Raw genomic sequence first — 18107 nt, 5'->3', positions numbered from 1 at the left:
GCGTGTATTTCGAATTTTTCAATTTCACTAAAAACTTAAACCAAAAAACTCTTCGAATTTCTCAATCACAAAATCTAAATGTTGTTTTGTCAAACCGGGATAGACGCCAATCCAAAATGTATTATTCATAATAAGGTCGGTATTAGTTAATTCTCCGACAACACGATATTTAACATCTTTAAAGTAAGGTTGTCGCGTCAAGTTACCCGCAAATAATAAACGGGTACCTATTTTAAACTCATCCATAAACTTAAGCAGTTCGACACGATTTATCCCAGACTCGGGCTTTAAAGTAATTGGAAAGCCAAACCACGAAGGATTTGAGTTTTTGGTTGCTTCAGGAAGAATCAAAAACTCATTGCACGACGCTAGGCCCTGTTTAAGGTGCGCATAATTTTCCTTACGGATTTGTACCAACTCTTCCAAGCGGTCCATTTGAGCTAAACCACAAGCGGCCTGCATATCCGTGATCTTTAGATTATAACCCAAATGAGAATAGGTGTATTTGTGATCATAGCCTTGCGGTAACGATCCAAGTTGCTGGTCAAAACGTTTATTACAAGTATTATCGCAACCAGGGGCACAATAGCAGTCCCGCCCCCAATCTCTGAAGGACTCAATGATTTTTCTTAAATCGTTGTTTTTTGTAAAGACGGCCCCACCCTCTCCCATTGTTATGTGATGTGCGGGGTAGAAACTAACCGTAGAGATGTCTCCAAAGGTCCCAACCATTTGGTCATTGTAAGTTGAACCAAGAGCGTCACAACAGTCTTCAATTAACCAAAGATCATATTTATCGGCAACACGGCGAGCTTCACTTAAATCGAAAACGTTTCCTAAAGTATGAGCGACCATAATCGCTTTGGTTTTGTCCGAAATTGCAGCTTCAATCATATCGGGTTTAATTTGGTAGGTAGGTATATCAACATCAACAAAAACCGGAACAAGCCCATTTTGTATTGTTGGGTTAACTGTCGTTGGGAAGCCGGCTGCTACCGTGATGACTTCGTCGCCGGGCTTTAGTTGTCTATTCCCAAGTTTAGGAGATGTTAAAGCTGTTAGGGCGAGAAGGTTTGCAGAGGATCCTGAAGTTGTTGTAAGCACATAAGGAACACCTAAGTAGTCACCTAAACGCTTCTCGAATGCATCGTTAAATCGACCGGTTGTGAGCCAACCGTCTAGTGAGGCTTCAACCATCATCTTGAGTTCGTTCGCACCAAGAACTTTACCTGAAGGCGGTACCACACTTTCGCCGGCAACAAATGTTTTAGGTGCATATTCTAACTCGGCGTATTGCTCAACAAGCTTTGCTATTTGACTTCTTAGTTGTTCTTTCGACATTATTTACTTCCTACTCTTAGCTCTTGCGGCCATGTAATCTTTAATTTCACAAATCGTATATTGGTTCATGTCTTGGTTTTCAAGCCACGCTTTTTGCCAGTTTACAATTTTCTCTAATGTTGTACTTAAGTCCCAAACAGGCTGCCAGTTCAAGCGCATATTTGCTTTCGAACAATCTAGCTTTAAGTAGTGGGCTTCGTGAGGGTGTTCACCATCACTTAAACACCACTGAGCTCCTTTCCCCCAAATCGATGCTAGTTTTTCAACAATCCACTCGACCGACTTTGCATCATCGTCTTTAGGTCCAAAGTTCCATCCTTCAGCAAAATCAGGCCCCAAAATATACAGCTTTTCGGCGATGGTGATATAACCAGAAAGAGGTTCTAATACGTGCTGCCATGGCCGTATGGCATTAGGGCTTCGTATTTCTACTGGCTTTTGGCCCGAAAATGCTTTTAACATATCTGGAATCAATCTATCAGCAGCCCAGTCTCCCCCGCCAATAACATTACCCGCTCGAACTGAAGCTAAGGCACAACCATGTTGTGCGTGTTCACTTGCGTTAAAAAACGATTGTCGAAAGGAAGCTGCAACGAGTTCTGCACACCCTTTACTATTGCTATAGGGGTCATACCCTCCCATAGGTTCGTTTTCACGGTAGCCCCACGCCCACTCTCGATTCTCGTAACACTTATCAGACGTTATATTTACGATTGCCTTAACGCCGCCTACCTGTCTTATCACTTCGAGTAAATGGACCGTACCCATGACATTTGTTGAGTAAGTCTCTATCGGGTCATCATATGATAATCGGACTAAGGGCTGCGCCGCCATATGAAATACAATTTCTGGTCTGAAAATATGAAATTCTTTAAGAAGATGATCGAAATCTCGAATATCTCCTTCAACACTATCCATGTCAGCGGCAATGTTCGCAATTTCAAATAAACTAGGACTGGTTGGGGCTGATAGTGAATAGCCTTTGACTATTGCTCCCATTTCTTTAAGCCATAGCGATAACCAGCTGCCTTTAAAGCCGGAGTGCCCAGTCAGAAAAACTTTTTTTCCTTTCCAAAAACTTGCATCCATCATTTATATCCACGTTTTCCATGGCGCATTACCCTGCTGCCAAAGCTCTTCTAAGTATATTTTGTCTCGAAGAGTATCCATCGGTTGCCAGAATCCGTGATGCTCATAAGCCATTAATTCCCCACTTTCTGCAAGTTGATTAAGAGGGTACTGTTCCCAAGTACTACTATCATCATCGATGTATCGCAAGACTTTTGGCGACAACACAAAAAAGCCACCGTTAATCATTGCACCGTCACCTTTCGGTTTTTCTTTAAAGCTATGGACTTGACCCGACCGAATGTCTAAGGCGCCAAAACGCCCAGGAGGATAAGTGGCAGTTAAAGTAGCTTCTTTCCCATGAGACTTGTGAAATGCAATCGTCGCGGCTATATCAATATCGCTCACACCATCACCGTAGGTAAAACAAAATGCTTCTTCACCTTCAAGGTAATTAGCTACGCGCTTTAGCCTGCCTCCGGTCATGGACTTCTCTCCAGTATCGACCAAAGTAACAGTCCAAGGCTCCGCGCGCTTTTGATGTACTTTCATCTCATTTTGCTTCATGTCGAATGTTACATCCGACATATGCAGAAAGTAATTAGCGAAGTACTCCTTGATAATATACCCTTTGTAACCACAGCAGATGATGAAATCAGTAATTCCATGTGAGGAATATTGCTTCATGATGTGCCATAAAATTGGTTTACCACCAATCTCAACCATCGGTTTAGGCTTGACTGTGGTTTCTTCGCTAAGTCTAGTACCTAGTCCGCCAGCAAGGATTACTGCTTTCATTAATATCTCCAGCTAAGTCTGTAATTGTTTCGCAGGTAAAAACGCATCTGAATGAAATGCTTTGTGCTTTAGACATTTTACATAAAACTTCTCTCGCGCATCATCAATCATTTTTAATGAACCGCAGGCATAAACATCAAATCGTTCCAACGAATCAAAATGTTTACAAACAATATCTTGAACGTAACCTGAGTAACCATTTTCATTCTCTTCTTGCGAAGTCACGCTGAAAAAATGAAGCTGTTTTAATTGCTTCGAGAGAATCTGAAAATATTCATCATAAATTTCGTTAGCGTAGCGCATTCCCCAAAAAATATATATTTCTCTAGGATCCGCAGTTGCCACTAGCTTTTCTACCATCGCCTTGATTGGTGCTATCCCAGTACCGGTGGCTAAGAACAATAAAGGTTTTTCACCTTCTCTGACAAAAAAGGTACCTTTCGGACCTTCTAAGCGCATTAATTGATCGGTTTTAACGTTCTCAAAAATAAGATTCGACATCTTTCCGGAATGAACTCGTCGTATATGAAACTCTAGTTCCTTTGTCGCATTTTTAGCATTCGCGATTGAATAACTACGAACAACTCCCTTAAAACTTAAATCAACATACTGACCAGGGAGATAATTAAAATTTGACGATGGTGGGAGCCTAAACTTGAGAGCTACAATATCTTTTGTAAGATAAGTAACTTTAGAAACCTTGCAAGGTACTGTTTGCTTTCTCAGCGCATCTAGTTCAGGGTAATAATTTGCACTGACAACCACATTCGATAGCGCTTTCGATTGGCATGCGAGAACATGTCCCTGTGTTACAACTTGTCTGTTTTCATTCATGACCGAACCAGATAACACTTCACATTTACAAACACCACAATCGCCGGTCTTACAGCTATGCTCCAAGCTAATATTTTGAGTTAATGCATCTTCAAGTAAATTTGCTTCTGAGTTATACATAATCCCTGCGGGTTCGATTCGAACGTTGTACACTACGAATAACCAGCAATTTTGCTGTACACTTTCGCATTCTCATTTTGCGCGGCTAAGGTACATAGATTTTGCTTCTCATTTCGCAAAAATGATTCAACTTGCTTGTATAAACCCGCCTTATAATCTTTGTCTATTTGATCATCAATTTTAGTAAATTCTTGCGCAACACTTCCAATACTCTGAATTTGCAACTGCTCCATAGGGCGGAAAATCAGTCGATGCTGGCTCGTCAATATTTCTACACTCCATCTTCCTGGAGCCCCCCAATTACCGTGGTAAGCAAATAAGGCTCCACTGTCTGAAATTCCTGCCCCCGCAAAATTCGATGATCGTGAATGCCAGGGAGTACAACCCGTAGTAAAACTGCTCAGTTGTTTTGGGAATCCACCTAAAAAAAATGCTAAATCTACAACATGAGTGGTATTTCCCATGAACCAGTTTTCTTTAACCCCTTCGGCTTTCGGGATACCAGCTATGACATGACCCCACTCTGTTAATTCAAAGTTAAAGCTTTGAACTCCGCCGTCTTGTTCAATAATCTCTATAGCCTTTTGCACAGAAGCGTAAAAGCGACGGTTATAAGCTACGAAAACCTCAGCAGCATGCTCTTGAGCAAACGAGGTGAGCGCATCAATCTGTTTGGCATCGATTCCGCCAGGCTTTTCAATCAGAAGTTGCTTAACTCCGTTCTCGATCAATAACCGAGTAGTTTCTGCGAGTTGTTCAACACCAGTGGTTACTATCGCTTTGGAGTAATTAGCTAATTCATTGCTATTGCAAAAGTTTTTTAAGCCTCCAACATACACTGTTTGCCCGGAGGCAAGTTCAAACTCATCAGCAGAAGCTTGACTTCGACCGATAACTCTAAAGCTCTGCTTTTGTGCTTGTAGTACTTTTGCGTACTCTTGCGCCATTGGACCGGCACCAATTAATAAAATCATTATATCCTCACGTAATTGGAGCGATCTTATGCTCAATACCAGTTTGACTTGTGAATTGTTTACACGTTTTATCTAAAAACTCTCTATGGAGCATTGCGGAGTCTGTCAAAGTTGTTAATTGGCATCGTCCAGTTTCAATCATTGAAAGAACGACTTTGTCGGTAGTTTGGCTCTGATACAAGATTTGCAACGGGATTGTACTCTCAATTTCCCCGCACTCATCTAACCATCTAATTTGACCTTCACTTTCTAAAAACTCTACTACTTGTTCATCAAAACAGGCTTTAATCGATAACGACGGTACTTTATCTTCTGTTAAATTACACGTCAACTTCAAGCGGTGCTTACCGTCGTTTGAAGATGCATTGAGGCTACCTACAAGTTCTTGATACCCAGGTCTTTTACTGCTAACTACTTTAGTATCTGGTTCATAGTCAATCTGGTAACTAGTAAAACCAGCGAATTGATGCCACAAATCAAGAAAATGAATCGCGTTGCAGGCAAGTCCCCAATTCGAGCCATCGACTTCAATGGAAATACTGCTACATCCTTGATATCTCAGAGCAAGTTGTTGATATGCAGTAAACAATCTTCGCGGACAATTTACCCATGTTGTAATACCCGCTTTTGAAATTATTTCCTGAGCATTTATTAACTGCTCAGTCGACTGAAATAAAACTTTTTCAAGTAGTAGAAACTCTAGTTCCAACTGCTCAGAAATCGTGCGAATAATTTCGAACCTAATATCAGCATTGCTCGCGATTATAGCCACTTTAAAAGTCTTAATACTTAAACTATGAATGGTTTGCTCATAGTGGACAATTGGGGAATGCTCATGTTTAACTTCTAAGTATCTTTGTTCCGCAGTACTCAGAGATGCAGTACTCGGATCAACTACATATATGTCAAAACTTTCGTTGAGGCTAGCTAGGGCTTGTAAATGCCTACTTCCAAGCTGCCCAGCTCCAACAATTAGGATATTTGTTTGCATTGAATTTCCTGAATTCCATTAGTCTGAAATGAATAACTTTTGTATTTATCAACCGTTCATTCGATAACTTACAAGCAAAAACCATCATCAATAATTAGGTTTTGACCAGTAACAAAAAGAGATTGCGGACTAATTAGATAAAGCACTGGTCCAACAACATCGTCCACATCTAACATCCCAGTTCCATTGGTATTAGATTTGTAAGCCTCTAAGAATGGCTCTGGTTGATTATCCAAAATCCCGCCAGGACTAACACTATTGACACGAAAACGGCTGTCATTGATATAGCGTGCGACATATTTGTTGAGATGTAATATAGCTGACTTAATAGCGGCATACTCTACTGGAGTTGTCATCGATGTATTCTGATAAATCTCAAATTTAGGTGCAACCACGCCATAAATAGATGAAATATTGACTAAGGAAAAAGCTTGTTGATTACGAGTGAAATAAGCAGCACATTGTTGCGTTACTAGAAACGCACTACCTAAATGCAAAGCCAAATTTTCATTGAAACTTTCGAGAGTTACATCGAGAAAATGGGTTCCGTAGGACTTATTACGAGGGTAGGTACAATTTACAGCAGCTGTTATCCCGCTTTGAGTATGGAAAAATGATTTCACTGCTTGTTCAGAAGTAACATCCAACTCGAACAAGGACACATTAGAATCATCGAGATCAATTCCCTGTCGGTGCAGTCTAACCTGTAAATCCTCTATTTTTAAATCAACCGCGATAACTTGCGCGCCCTGCTCTAAAGCTTTTTTAGTTATTTTACTACCTAGAAACCCTCCGGCTCCCAAGACCAACACTTTTTGTGCACTCAGTAAATTGTTCATTCTTCGTTTGCCTGTAAAATTGCTTCGGCCAATTTAAAATCATATATGTCATCAATATCCACAGCTCGTTCTTTAGGAACTTCTATGCTAGTAACCTTACCCGAGAATAATCCGTATCGATTTAGCACAAAATTCGGACTAATTACGTAAATTACTGTCGTTATGTCAAAAACCTTCGGAGCATCTTGCCGACGAATAATGTCCGAAACAGGACTATTAACTAGTTCAACCAAATCTTCGCCCAGGTATTTCACCATGTTAAAATATGGGCTTCGACTAGCAGGCGAAATCGAAATGCAAATATCTGCATCGACAACCTTGAGCCTTGAAATAGCACTTTCCACATCTTCAACGCTACGGAGCGGACTGGTGGCTGGTAGGCTAACAAAGCCATCAAATGTCCCATAGTGCTCATTGACCCACTCGATAGCATGACGCCATGATAGCCATTCAGGGCTTGTATCTGTTGCAAGTTCGGAAGGTCTATCGATAACAACAACGCCAGCGTCGTTTGCTACTTTCGCGATATCAAAATCGTCAGTTGAGACAAATACTCTATCGATTGAAGGCGAATTGAGTGCGGTATCAATTGAATATCGAATTAAAGGTTTTCCTGCCAAAGGTTTAATGTTCTTCCCAGGGAGACCTTTCGAACCTCCGCGAGCAAAAATAAACGCATAGTTTTTCATTAGTATTCTCTATAAATATACTGCTTTGCTCTTAATTTCATCGATCAAAAACACCGTAGCATTGGCCTCTTCAACTAGAACGCAGTTATGTCCGTTTCCTTGGATTTGTTTTACAAAGTCGGTCACCATTGCTAAGTACATTTTATTTTTATCCCATTCAGGATCATGATATATCGTCTTTACTTCTGCTGCAGTGGTTAAAACAAGTTGATTTTGAATAAGATCCCAGTCAATTCTACCTTCGCTACCTATAAAGCTGCACTTTCGATGGGCTTTTTGTTGCAGAAAGTCTAAGTGTATAGTCGCAACTTCATTATTTTTGCCAATCGCAATGATGTCTGCAATATCTTCAACTTCCAATCCCAATTCTTGTGAAGAGCGCAGAGTTGCATGTTGAAAGCGTAAGGGCCCAAGTAACCACTGCGTATAGTCTAGCTCATGACTCAATTCGTACAACGCGCCCCCCCCTAAGCTCTGTCTAGCGGAGACACAATCTCGATAGTCTTTATTCGGACGCCACTGGGGCAAGTACTGACCAATTTCGACAAATGCATTGTAAACTACCCCAATCGTTTGCTGTTGGAGTAGCTTTCTTAGCTTTTGAGCTGACGGCAAGTATCTCAAACAATAACCAACTGCTACAGGAGTACGATATTTGTTAATAGCACTTTGAATGCGTTTCGCATCGCAAACAGAGGTTGTGACCGGTTTTTCGATCAGTGTTGGTATGCCAGCTTCAATCAATTTAATTGCATGCCTAGCATGGAAAGGAGCAGGAGACGCAACGATTACTAGCTCAATTTGTTCAACGATGAGCTCATCAATACTTGAGACTACCTGATCGCAATTGCAAACAATCTCAACAGGCAATCTACCGCTAGCAGACATCGCATACAATTTCGAGGATGGAAACAGCTGCTTAAGATTACGTCGATGGCGGATAGCAATATTTCCTAATCCAACAACAGCAACTCTTTTCATCAACCTAGACCCAAAGTTTGAATGTCATTTTGGGCACGATTGAAGTCATCCATACGACCGATATCAAGCCAATACTCATGGATTGGAAACATAAGAATATTTTCGCGTTCAACCATATGCTTTTCAAGTAACGTTGGCATATCAATAGAGTGATTTTCAGGAACAGATCTAATTACCCGAGGAGAGACTACATAAATTCCAGCGTTTACGAAAAAGCGCTGAATCGGCTTCTCAACCATACTTTTGACTTTACTGGCGACACCAGTTACAACACCATAAGGAATTTGATATTCATATTCTCGGACACACATAGTTGCATCAGGTTTATTTTCATTATGGAAGTCCAACAGACGACGAAAATCAACTTTTGTAAGTACATCGCCGTTCATCATTATAAGAGGAAGATTCTTGGGCAAGTCTTTCGGCAGTAGTCCTAGAGCGCCTCCTGTACCCAACGGTTTATCTTCATGGACATAGGCAATTTTCACACCGAAGCTAGCCCCATCACCAAAATAACTCTTAATCTGGTCGGGCATATAATGAGTAGAAATATAAAAGTTAACAAAACCTGCTTCAATGAATCGAAGAAGCACGGTTTCAAGAATAGGCTTGTCACCTATGACTAACATTGGTTTCGGACATGTATCTGTTAACGGTTTTAATCGAGTACCGAAACCACCCGCCATAATGAAAACGGGGTTCTGATAGTTTGGACGATCGTTCAGAGCACCATGCAAAGTTTCCAAACCAACTAGAACCTTCCCATCCAACAAAGGGATAAATAGCAAATCAAGCCGATTCATTTTCTCGATTAGAACATCACGTTGTGTGCCAACGGATGCGATAACTGGAGAGGAATTCATCACATCTTCAACATTCGTATTTAGGCCTTTATCACTAAGCAATGCACGGCGTATGTCTCCATCAGTAACGACTCCCTTTAAGTGACCAATTTCGTCAACAATTAATGCCACCCTTAACGCTTCGGAATCAATAATCAACAATGCGTCCTTTATGGTAGCTGACGGTGGTAAAATTGCGTTTTCCCAACTATTTATCATTAATGATCAACTTTTCTCTATATGACTATTTGACGAAAATGCTACAACGTCCCTATTTATGTTTCTCACTATTGTAGCTCCTGCTCCAATTACACAGTTTTGTGCAAGACAAACGCTTTGGATGACTGTTGCGCCAGCACCAACGAAAACATTTTCTTCAGTCAAAACTTGCCCACACAAAGTCGCTCGAGGTCCAATATGATTGTAATCTCCAACAACACAATCATGCTCAACTATGCTCCCAGTGTTAGCAATGGTGTGAGCTCCGACTACCGCACCAGTCTGTATAATAGCGCCTGAAAGTATTTGTGCCCCTTTATCTATTCTAGCGAAGGGAGAAACATATGCATTGTCCGCAACTACCGTCTCGAACTGATACCCAAGTGACAGATAATATTGGTTTACTCTACGTCTTAGTAAATTTTTGGGTAACATACCGATACCATTAACAAGATTGACTTCTTTGCAATCGTACGAATGTATATCTATATCATTTGATAAACGCTTGAATTCTTCGAAAATACTTCGCTCGCCATTTTTTTCTGGAGAAATAATAGCGATTATAGTTCTCTGTTGAGATAATAAAATGTCAACTAGAACACTTGCGTGGCCTCCCCCACCAATAATGACGAGAGGCTTTAGCTCCAAATTACTCAATTATCAACTCACCAGACTGGTATGATTTCGTAGATTTCTGATTCATCAAACTCCAAAATAAGGAGGGTGTCATTCCGGAACCAGGACGCATAATTGCTACATTACTCTTGTTAAAAACTTCACCAGCTTTTATGGGCTGCTTAGCAACTAAACTTTTGCGAGCCACAACTATATTTTTCGCTTCCGAAACCGTTGGGCTTTTTACTCCAGTACCCAAAGCAACTTCAACTTGCCGTATAGCGCGTATCATCGAAGAAAGCTCATTCGGATCGAGTGATGCTTTATGGTCTGGACCTTCCATATTGCGATCCAGTGTAAAGTGTTTTTCTATGATTACAGCTCCTCGAGCTACTGCTGCTATAGGGATAACTATACCTTCGCTATGGTCTGAATATCCCGCTGGTAACTCAAATGCTTTCCCAAGAGTATCCATCGCTCTAAGATTTATCTCAGGCATTGGAGCTGGATATTCCGTGGTACAGTGTAGGATAGTCACTTTTTCTTTTAAAGCTTTCTGCCCCTCTTTAGAGGCATAAGCTTGCTGAAAAGCTATTTCACATGGCTTTTCCGTTTTATCGGTGGTGTATCCAAAAGCTATAACTCCTAGTACAGCTTCGACTTCGGCCAATGTAGCCATCCCAGTAGAAACTATTAAATTGCAATTTGTGCGAGCGTGCTCTAACACTAATGGTGCGTTAGTGATCTCTCCTGAAGGTATTTTTAATCGATTTAGACCTAAATCATTCACCAAAAAATTTAGGCTTTCAGAGTCAAAAGCGGTCGACAAAAACTCGATACCAATTGACTCACAATGCTTAACAAGTTGGTGGTGAAATTCATAAGAAAGCTCCAAACGCTTAAGCATCGATAATTGCGTCTCTTGTTTTTGAGTATTAGCGACTTGGTAGTCTGCTTGCTCTGCAGTTTCCGAAGCTAGGTTTTTTGCTTTAAACGTTTGAAACTTGATAATATCGGCTCCAGCTTCTCTTGCAGCATCAATCAAGGCGAACGCTGTCTTTTCGTTTCCGTTATGGTTCACACCAGCTTCTGCAATAATTAAGGTCATTATATTTACTCTAAATCGTAAAATTGTTTACTTGGCGTAAAATCGAGTTCTTTTATCATCGATATTATTTGCGAACTCGCATCGCCTTTGCCGTAGGGGTTTTCTACTATACTTCCGCTAGCTTTATAGTTTTTCGAGACTGCTACAGAAATCGCATCTGCAATGGCTTCTCTATCAGCATTACAGTCGATGACACTTTTTGCTGCCAAACGGCCTTTTTGTCTCTCACCAATATTGACCGTTGGTATGTTAAACGAAGGTACCTCGATAATTCCGCTAGAAGAGTTTCCAATCACTGCCGTCGCATGGCTTACAGCGCTTAGATATCGAACTTGCCCAAGGGATGCAACTGCTAAAACTCGCTTGGGATTTCTGTGCGCGTATTGTTCAAGTAGCTGGATAATACTTCTCCCACCATCATCCGCATTAGGATACGTTATAATAACTTGGTATTCGGGGAAGTCATCTAAGGCATCAAGAAGACTCTGAAAACTATCCAAAGGAACTTCATTTCCTAATGTCACAGGATGGTAAGTCACAACAAAGAAATCACGTTCGAGTGTAAATTCAAGTGTTTCTGATAGTTCGTTAATGCTCAAAAAGTTTGCACGACTTAAATGATCTAGACCAACTGCCCCAACATTTTTGACACGGTTGGGATCTTCCCCTAGCTGAATAACGCGTTTGCGATATTCTTCAGTAGACGTAGCATGCAAGTAACTAAGTTTAGTAATTGCATGTCGTATTGCATCGTCATATGCACCCTCGGTAATCTCTCCACCATGTAAATGAACGATTGGAATACGCATGATCATTGCCGTTTGAGCTGCAGCCAATGCTTCAAAACGGTCACCAAGGATAACCAGCACATCCGGTTGCAAGCGTGCAAGTGCATCAGAGAACCCTAACACTCCAAGCCCCATGCTTTTGGCTATTCCTACTGCAGAATCCGACGAAAGAAGAATTTCTATTCTTTCATCGATAACAAAACCATCAGCTTCTATCTGTTGGTAGGTTGCTCCAAACTCTGGCGATAAATGCATACCAGTGACTAATAATTGCAATTGGAGTTCTGGATCATTTTGAATGTCTTTTAAAAGCCAAAAGAGCAAACCATACTCTGCTCTGGTGCCAGTAAAAACCGCAATTTTTTTGCTCATATTAAGTCAGTCATCCGGAATGAGTATTTATTTGACACACCATTAAGGAGCAATGGGACTACTTGGTAAGTTAATCAAGTGGGCTTCAATATGCTCCGACTGAGTTAAGTCACCTCGAGGTGCGTTTTTGAACATAGGTAAGCGATGCATCAGCTGCCAGATTGGTCGTATCATTACACCAGTATCATTCCCTTGCTTTAGCAATTCATCACGGGCTTCTACGGATGGACAAATTACAGCATTAAGCCAGTAGTTCGACTTCGCGTATTCAGGTTCAATCATAAATTGATAGTCACTTTTATCAAAGAACTCTTGGTAACGGTTTGCCAAAACTCGCTTGGCTTCTAAGTATTGCTCAAGAACTTCCATTTGAGCACAACCTAATGCTGCATTCAGATTTGGCATTCGATAATTAAAGCCGGGTTCATCGTGAAAAAATTCATAAGGATGTGGAACCTTAGCAGTTGTCGTAACGTGTTTGGTCCGAGCGCCCAGCTTTTCCGTTTTGCATAAAACCATCCCACCTCCACCAGTGGTGATGATCTTATTCCCATTAAAACTTAAGGCTGAGAATTTGCCTAATGTGCCTGTGTGTTTGCCTTTATAAAATGAGCCCAAGCTTTCAGCAGCATCTTCAACTAAGGTCAAATTCCACTTGCTACAGACTACAATCAGCTCATCCAGTTCTACAGGGTGCCCGAAAGTATGCATAGGAACAACAGCACGAATCCGTCTCTTCGTTTGTTTATGTATGCAGCCTGCCTCAGTTACATGCGCATGTTGAGTTAAATACTCATCAACAGCTTTGGGACAAAGACCTAAACTAACAGGAGAAACATCAACAAAAATTGGCTCAGCCCCCATATGGTACAAAGCGTTACAAGTTGCCACGAAAGTAAGAGCCTGAGTAATAACGAAATCACCTCGTTCAACACCGCCCATATATAGCGCAGCATGAAGTGCTGCTGTACCATTGACTGTAGCAACAGCTTTTTCAGTCCCTGTATAAGTCTCAACTGCTTTTTCAAAGTCGTCAACAAATTTACCGACGCTAGATACAAACGTACTTTTAATCGTTTCTAGTACATACTTTTGCTCATTGCCATCAAATGTTGGTGCATGCAATGGAATGAAATCATTTGTTTGGTATACATCGCGAACAAACTTAATGATTGATGGCTGACTCATGGTTTATTTCTCTATTTTATATGGGATAGCTATTTCAATAATGCGCGCTTTACTACATCTTACTATCAAGGTACTTACCAGTCTCTTTGTGGCCAAAATCAGGGAGCATGGTGAAAAAGAGAGCCACCAAGTCTTCTTTAGACCATTCCAGATTAGATTTCATTTGACCAATTTTTTGTTCGAACATCTTTAACAATTCTTGTTGGTATAGCGCTTCGTTTTTGATGATACCCAAGTTTTCAAACCGACTCATATCAAGCACCTCATTATCAGTAAAAAACTCTTCAAAGTCTTTTTCACCGGTGGTATCGCTTGATGTAAAGAGGCATGGCCATTTACCTTGTGCAGGAAGTGTTTTCACTAATTCACGAGCTTCATCTTCACTTTGGCATAAGAAGGGTTCAAAGCCACTTTGCTCAAGGTATTTTACCGCAATATCTGCAAAGGAAATCAGATGTAGAGCCTCACTTAGCTTTGGAAAAAATATATCGCGATTTTCACCAAACACACATGACATTAAGCACAGTTCACCTGACTCTTGCGGTGTCACAAAGTAACGCTTGATATCATTTGGGGCGACAATTGGCTGGTTCTTTTGAATTCGTTGGTTAAATCCATGTAGTAGTGAACCGTCTGAGAACGCTACATTCGCAAACCTCGCTGTTGAAATCGCCATTTGTTCGCTTCTACGCATCAAGAACATTTCCATGATACGTTTCGATGCTCCCATCATATTTACTGGATTCGCGGCCTTATCGGTTGAAACACAGAAGTACTTCTTTGCCCCTGAGTCGATAGACTGTTGAATGGTTTTATCTGTGTTGAATACATTCACATCTATCATTCGCATCAGTGTAAATGGATCTTTTTCACTGCGTACATGCTTGAGTGCCGAGAGATTTAAAACATAATCGTATCGACCATCGGCCTTGATAAAAGCATCGTATTCGGTAGAGCCAATATCTAACGCGAAAGTTTGGAAATCACCGGCAATATATCCAAACGAACTGCGAATGTCGCGAACGAGTTCCACCATGTTGTTTTCGCTAATATCAACAACATGCAGCTTCTTAGGATTACGTTTGAACACTTCTTTCGTTACAGCTTGCCCAATAGAGCCAGCACCACCGAGAACAAGAAACCTTGATTCAAATACAATCCGAGCCAATGCGCTATTCGAACGTTCAATATCATCAGAGAAAAGCTCATTTTTTCTACCAATTAGCGACAATAAATTATTCATACAATTCCGTTAAAAGTTAAATTAAACAGGCTTTAGACAGTCAACACTACGATTACAAGCATAACGACTAAAAGTCAGTTTTCCGTATACATAACACCGCTCATACAACACGGTTAAGTTCAAAGGCTTTGAGTTCCTATCGATAAATCACATTAGTAAAGCGATTACTTAAATATGAATTTGTAAATAAAAAAGCTAAAGCAACTAATAATAACCATACTAAGAACTTGCGCTATAGGAATAGGATAGCCGAGATTGGTATAAAACAACTCTATCAGTAACCGGTTTAAACCTAGCATTGCGATGTTCGTGAGCAAAAAAAACCAAAACTACCATGTGCGTTCTTAAATACAAAGCTTCTATTTAACAAAATAGCTAACTAACATCGCCCAACTATAAGAACAAATCAAAGCAATTGTAATGTTATCTGTAAGCCCGTTAACTATTAAAAAACACAAATAGGAATTCAGGCCATTGAAAATACCAACGAAAATAAATCTAGCTATTCTCACTGTTTACACTTAGACAATTATTCCAACGAGATCTAAATTCACATATTTTCTTCATTTGATTACTACTACTAGGTGCAACTATATAACCAAAAAACCTCTCATCCTTCTCTTTGACAAGCATCGAATACTCATACAAGTTATCGACTAAGTTACTATTTTCTATAAACTCTCGTACTAAATCCACATTAACGCGTCTAAACTGCTCGGAATGAAAACTCGCAGGTCTTACTAATTTCACATAGCTATCACGTCGATACTCTGTCTCATCAAGCTTTAACCCGCTTCCGGATATTCCATATGCCCACAACCGACAACTTGAAAACGAAAAAGAATCCACGTCATCCATCAAAAAAGAATGCTTGACTTGATGATCAATATCTATCAGCTTAAGATCTACCAAAGCCGTTTGATATAGAGATATTTCTTTTATACCGGACAAACCAACTCGAAAAGAGAACTGTGAGCTAATATTTTTTAATTTGTCTAGCGTAGAACTAATTTCACTTCGATTCTTGCGGTCATCCCAATGAATCATCATAGAGTAAATATTGCCACCGAAACGATTATTGGCAAACTCATACATGGATTCGATGTAACTTTCAGTCAAATTTGGCGGCGTTCCCAAACTGTTATCGACACTTCCGAACTTGAATATGACTTTGAGATCAGCAACTTTGCGGGTGCGTAACCAGCAAGAAATCAATTTTGAGGAAAACGATAGCTTGCGAGGGTCCGTATTAATAGGATAGTTAAATGCTGTGTCGATATATCTACCACCGGCTGAATAAAAAATATCTAATATTTTAAGAGCTTCAGCTTCATCTACACTCCAGCCCCACATCGCTGTACCCAAACACATCTCTTTAAGCATTGCGTTTTAAAACCCTCATCGCCTTCAAGTACTCAATAGCTAGCGGGACAATCTTAACCTTGCTTTCACTGTCATCCGTCCAAGCAACGGGCAACTCAGCTACATTTAAATTCAGTCTCTCTGCGACTACCAATAACTCCGTACAAAAAAACCATCCGTCACTACTAGCCCCATTTCGAATAATGTCATCGACATAACTTTTATGAAGGAATTTAAATCCACACATGCCATCACTAAACCTGGAACCGATATAAGTCTTTAAGATCAGATTAAAAACTCTGCTTGAAAATTCCCGTTTTAAAGTTCGCCCAATAACTACAGACTCCGGATGTAAACGAGTGCCATATACGAAATTCGCGGTGGAGCTTTCAAACAAATTGATCACTTCATCTAAATGCTTTAGATCTGTTGCCAAGTCCAGATCCATATAGCCAACAACGGAGGCTGCGCTCGTTCGCCAAGCTTGCTTTAAGGCTAACCCGACTCCCCTTCTCCCTACAGAGACAAACCGTAATAATTTAGGGTTTTGTGCAACAAGTGATTCTGCAATAGCTCTCGTTCTATCAACCGAACCATTATCAGCGATAACTACAGATATGCTTCGTCCCTTAGACTCTAGACTCTTTATACGACACATTACCGTATTAATTTGTTGTTCCAATGTTGCTTCTTCATTGAGAACAGGTATAGCTATTTCGTACAATATCATTGCGAGCGTTCCATTACGTTATATCGGTCTTCGTCAACCATGACCTTGCTGTGTAATTCATTCACAATCCAGTAAGGCCTTCCTTTATTAGTTTCATCTAACATCCGTGACATGTACTCAGCCATAAAGCTCAGTATAATAAAGAGGATCGTGAACAGTAGTGAAATCAGCATAATTGTTGAGGTCCAACCCTCGACAGTTTCACTATCAAAAAACTTCATTAAAAAGCTATACGAAGCAAATAAAAGGCTAAATGCGCTTGCTGTAGCACCAAGTGCCGCCATGTACTTCAAAGGCTTCACAGAATTAAATATCAGCATGTTAAATGCAAGCGGAACAGCATTTAAAACTGTCTTGCGAGTATAATTACATTGTTGACCTTGACTATATACAATGCTGGTCATTTCGAAGAAGCACTGTCCTATTTTGACACGTAGATTATACTTTTTACTACTTGCTAACGTAATCGTATTAGCTGCATTCCTTGAAAGACAATAGAAATCTGTTGAGTTTTTTTCATGGTGAGAACCGATGAGAACAAGTATTTTGTTAATTAGAGGCCTTACTATCTTGTAGAAAATAGAACTATTAGGTGTGCTGTTAACACCAGTCACAACATCATACCCTTCTTCGTTCCTTTCTACACCTTGTTCAATTAATTCCAATGGGTCGACTGAAGGATTTATAAGAACTACATGATCCCCAATTGCATTCTCTAAACCTACAGAAAAGGCAAGCTCGCGATCCAACTGATTTGAAACTTGAATCACTCTTATTGAAGGCAAGTTCAAGAGTAAATTCTTCCATATAACTCGATGACTATTAGAGCTGCCTTCTTGAATAATCAAAATCTCATAATCAGAATATCGACTAGAGAGATAAACGCTAGTACTTTCTATACAACTTTCAAGCTGACCGTTCTCAATGTCTTTTTCGACAATAACAACGGATACAAAGGATATTTTTTTAAGACAACTCATATAAACGTTCTACCCAAGACAATAA

Annotated in this window: 18 protein-coding genes; all 18 read right to left on the bottom strand. The window is 40.3% G+C overall.

Going from position 1 to position 18107, the window contains the following annotated elements:
• Positions 1-27: 27 nt before the first annotated feature.
• Positions 28-1341, bottom strand: a complete 1314-nt coding sequence (gene rfbH / locus DBZ36_RS11195; RefSeq protein ID WP_120355045.1) for a lipopolysaccharide biosynthesis protein RfbH — start codon at positions 1339-1341, stop codon at positions 28-30.
• 3 nt (positions 1342-1344) lie between these two features.
• Positions 1345-2433: a CDP-glucose 4,6-dehydratase gene (gene rfbG / locus DBZ36_RS11190; RefSeq protein WP_158589082.1), complete on the bottom strand. Its 1089-nt coding sequence runs from the start codon at positions 2431-2433 to the stop codon at positions 1345-1347.
• Positions 2434-3207, bottom strand: coding sequence for a glucose-1-phosphate cytidylyltransferase (gene rfbF, locus DBZ36_RS11185; RefSeq protein WP_120355044.1), 774 nt, complete (start codon positions 3205-3207; stop codon positions 2434-2436). It lies immediately after the preceding gene.
• A 12-nt stretch (positions 3208-3219) separates the two neighbouring features.
• Complete coding sequence (locus tag DBZ36_RS11180; RefSeq protein WP_120355043.1) at positions 3220-4161, bottom strand: FAD-binding oxidoreductase; 942 nt, start codon at positions 4159-4161, stop codon at positions 3220-3222.
• Positions 4162-4193: 32 nt separating this feature from the next.
• Positions 4194-5135: a Gfo/Idh/MocA family oxidoreductase gene (locus DBZ36_RS11175; RefSeq protein ID WP_120355042.1), complete on the bottom strand. Its 942-nt coding sequence runs from the start codon at positions 5133-5135 to the stop codon at positions 4194-4196.
• 7 nt (positions 5136-5142) lie between these two features.
• Complete coding sequence (locus DBZ36_RS11170; RefSeq protein ID WP_120355041.1) at positions 5143-6126, bottom strand: Rossmann-fold NAD(P)-binding domain-containing protein; 984 nt, start codon at positions 6124-6126, stop codon at positions 5143-5145.
• 68 nt (positions 6127-6194) lie between these two features.
• Positions 6195-6965 carry an oxidoreductase gene (locus DBZ36_RS11165; protein WP_120355040.1) on the bottom strand — a complete coding sequence of 257 codons (771 nt, stop codon included), beginning with the start codon at positions 6963-6965 and terminating at the stop codon, positions 6195-6197.
• Positions 6962-7654: an acylneuraminate cytidylyltransferase family protein gene (locus DBZ36_RS11160; RefSeq protein ID WP_120355039.1), complete on the bottom strand. Its 693-nt coding sequence runs from the start codon at positions 7652-7654 to the stop codon at positions 6962-6964. Before DBZ36_RS11160 ends, DBZ36_RS11165 begins: the two co-directional genes overlap by 4 nt.
• A gap of 9 nt (positions 7655-7663) precedes the next feature.
• The gene (locus DBZ36_RS11155) at positions 7664-8635 is read right to left on the bottom strand and encodes a Gfo/Idh/MocA family protein (protein WP_120355038.1); all 972 of its coding nucleotides are present in this window, start codon (positions 8633-8635) and stop codon (positions 7664-7666) included.
• The gene (locus tag DBZ36_RS11150; RefSeq protein ID WP_120355037.1) at positions 8635-9696 is read right to left on the bottom strand and encodes a nucleotidyltransferase family protein; all 1062 of its coding nucleotides are present in this window, start codon (positions 9694-9696) and stop codon (positions 8635-8637) included. Before DBZ36_RS11150 ends, DBZ36_RS11155 begins: the two co-directional genes overlap by 1 nt.
• A gap of 6 nt (positions 9697-9702) precedes the next feature.
• Positions 9703-10353, bottom strand: a complete 651-nt coding sequence (locus DBZ36_RS11145) for an acetyltransferase (RefSeq protein WP_120355036.1) — start codon at positions 10351-10353, stop codon at positions 9703-9705.
• Positions 10346-11419: an N-acetylneuraminate synthase gene (gene neuB, locus DBZ36_RS11140; protein ID WP_120355035.1), complete on the bottom strand. Its 1074-nt coding sequence runs from the start codon at positions 11417-11419 to the stop codon at positions 10346-10348. The genes DBZ36_RS11145 and neuB overlap by 8 nt, the downstream gene beginning before the upstream one ends.
• Positions 11420-11424: 5 nt before the next feature.
• Complete coding sequence (gene neuC, locus DBZ36_RS11135; protein WP_120355034.1) at positions 11425-12579, bottom strand: UDP-N-acetylglucosamine 2-epimerase; 1155 nt, start codon at positions 12577-12579, stop codon at positions 11425-11427.
• A 42-nt stretch (positions 12580-12621) separates the two neighbouring features.
• Positions 12622-13767, bottom strand: a complete 1146-nt coding sequence (locus DBZ36_RS11130) for a LegC family aminotransferase (protein WP_120355033.1) — start codon at positions 13765-13767, stop codon at positions 12622-12624.
• A gap of 52 nt (positions 13768-13819) precedes the next feature.
• A complete protein-coding gene (locus DBZ36_RS11125) occupies positions 13820-15010 on the bottom strand; it encodes a UDP-N-acetylglucosamine 4,6-dehydratase (RefSeq protein ID WP_120355032.1) in 1191 nt (396 codons plus the stop codon).
• Between the two features lie 498 nt (positions 15011-15508).
• Entirely contained in the window at positions 15509-16375 is an 867-nt protein-coding gene (locus tag DBZ36_RS11120) for an aldo/keto reductase (protein WP_158589081.1), read from the bottom strand.
• Positions 16376-16385: 10 nt separating this feature from the next.
• The gene (locus tag DBZ36_RS11115) at positions 16386-17102 is read right to left on the bottom strand and encodes a glycosyltransferase (RefSeq protein ID WP_120355030.1); all 717 of its coding nucleotides are present in this window, start codon (positions 17100-17102) and stop codon (positions 16386-16388) included.
• Complete coding sequence (locus tag DBZ36_RS11110) at positions 17099-18082, bottom strand: glycosyltransferase family protein (protein WP_120355029.1); 984 nt, start codon at positions 18080-18082, stop codon at positions 17099-17101. Before DBZ36_RS11110 ends, DBZ36_RS11115 begins: the two co-directional genes overlap by 4 nt.
• Positions 18083-18107: the final 25 nt, after the last annotated feature.

Origin of the sequence: Alginatibacterium sediminis (assembly GCF_003610775.1) — a bacterium.
Lineage (GTDB): Bacteria > Pseudomonadota > Gammaproteobacteria > Enterobacterales > Celerinatantimonadaceae > Alginatibacterium > Alginatibacterium sediminis.
This window is presented reverse-complemented; position numbering and strand designations above follow the sequence as displayed.